The organism is Streptomyces cahuitamycinicus, from assembly GCF_002891435.1.
GTDB classification, from domain to species: Bacteria; Actinomycetota; Actinomycetes; order Streptomycetales; family Streptomycetaceae; genus Streptomyces; species Streptomyces cahuitamycinicus.
In genome coordinates this window covers 1-1,819 of record NZ_POUC01000784.1, presented here as the reverse complement: position 1 = coordinate 1,819, position 1,819 = coordinate 1, and the positions used below count along the sequence as shown (strand labels likewise).

Sequence of the window (1,819 nt, the reverse complement as noted above, 5' to 3'; positions counted from 1 at the left end):
GGCCCATCCAGGCGGACGGATCCAGGCAGGGGAGCCCAGGCAGGGGGCCCAGGCAGGCAGGCCAGTCCAGGCAGGCGGACCCAGGCAAGCGAGCCCAGCGGGGCGGATCCGGGCAGGCGAGCCCGGGGGGCGGGCCCAGGCAGGCGAGCCCCGCGGGTGGCGCTAGAGGACGAACCCCTGCTGCCCGTCGTCCGTCACGACGGGACGGCCCGCCGCCTCCCACACCTGCATGCCGCCGTCGACGTTCACGGCGTCGATGCCCTGCTGGGCCAGGTACATCGTGACCTGGGCGGACCGGCCTCCGGAGCGGCAGATCACATGGACCCGGCCGTCCTGCGGGGCGGCCTCGGTCAGCTCGCCGTAGCGGGCGACGAACTCGCTGATGGGGATGTGCAGCGCCCCATCGGCGTGGCCGGCCTTCCACTCGTCGTCCTCCCGGACGTCCAGCAGGAAGTCGCCGTCCTTGAGGTCCGCGACCGCGACCGTGGGCACACCAGCTCCAAAACTCATGCCTCCGACGCTACCCGAACCGGCCCGTACCCACGCCGGGGCACGGCTCAGGCCTGGCCCTGGCCCTGGCCTTCTCCCTCGCCGAGCAGCGCGGCCAGCTCCGTCTCGCGCTCGGTGACCTGGGCGAGCAGCCCCTGCCCGATCTCGTCCAGGAGCCGGTCCGGGTCGTCCGGGGCCAGCTGGAGCATGTGGCCGATGGCGCTGTCCTCCAGTTCCCTGGCGAGCAGGCCGAGCAGCTCCTTGCGCTGGGCCAGCCATTCGAGCCGGGTGTAAAGCTCCTCGGCACGGCTCGGGCCCCGCTGCAGCTCGGGTCCCTTGGCCCACTCCTCGGCGAGTTCACGCAGCTCGGCCTCGTCGCCCCTGGCGTAGGCGGCGTTGACCCGCGTGATGAACTCCTCGCGCCGCGCGCGTTCCTTCTCCTCCTGCGCCAGGTCCGGGTGGGCCTTGCGGGCGAGGTCGCGGTAGAGCTTGCGGGCCTCCTCGCTGGGGCGGACCCGCTGCGGGGGTCGGACCGGCTGGTCCGTGAGCATCGCGGAGGCCTCCGGGAACAGACCGCTGCCGTCCATCCAGCCGTGCAGGAGATCCTCGACGCCGGGTATGGGGGCGAGCCGTGCCCTGGCCTCCTCCGCCCGCTGCCGGTCCGCGGGGTCGCCGCTGCGGGCGGCTCTGGCCTCCAGGATCCGGGCGTCCAGTTCCTCGAGCCGGGCGTAGATCGGGCCGAGTTTCTGTTCGTGCAGCCGCGAGAAGTTCTCGACCTCGACGCGGAAGGTCTCCACCGCGATCTCGTACTCGATCAACGCCTGCTCGGCGGCCCGCACGGCCCGCTCCAGCCGCGCCTCGGGCCGTGCGGCGTCGCCGCCATCCTGCTCAGCTTCCGGGGTCGTCACCCGACCAGCCTAGGTGACGCCTCGGCCCCGCCCACGCCGCGGAGGGCAGCCCCGACCGGTCGCACCCGGCGGCAGCGCCACAGCCGGCGCCCCGCAGCCGCAACAACAGTCGGCGACCCGCACAGTCACAGCCGACGATCCGCACAATCACAGCCGACGATCCCCACAGCCGCAGCCGATGATCTACACAACCGCAGCCGACGATCCAAACAATCACCGCCCCGACCACCGCAACCCGCAGCCACCTGCCCGCAACAGCAACCCGCAGCCACATGCCCACAGGCCGCACCCGGCACCCTGCTGACCTCTGAGCACCTGAGTGCCGTCGCGCACATCGCGGCGCAGGACGTGGTCAACCGGGCCGGGCTCTGCCGTTCTCTCCGCGCCGACCTGATCGTTCTGCCCCGCACAATCTGAGGCAA

General features: G+C 72.7%; 2 protein-coding genes. Both read right to left on the bottom strand.

The features are described from left to right. Window positions 1–162: 162 nt before the first annotated feature. Entirely contained in the window at window positions 163–492 is a 330-nt protein-coding gene (locus tag C1J00_RS42800; RefSeq protein ID WP_102914166.1) for a rhodanese-like domain-containing protein, read from the bottom strand. Window positions 493–557: 65 nt separating this feature from the next. Continuing rightward, on the bottom strand, window positions 558–1,397 hold the full coding sequence (locus C1J00_RS42795) for a hypothetical protein (RefSeq protein WP_102914165.1): 840 nt from the start codon (window positions 1,395–1,397) through the stop codon (window positions 558–560). Window positions 1,398–1,819: the final 422 nt, after the last annotated feature.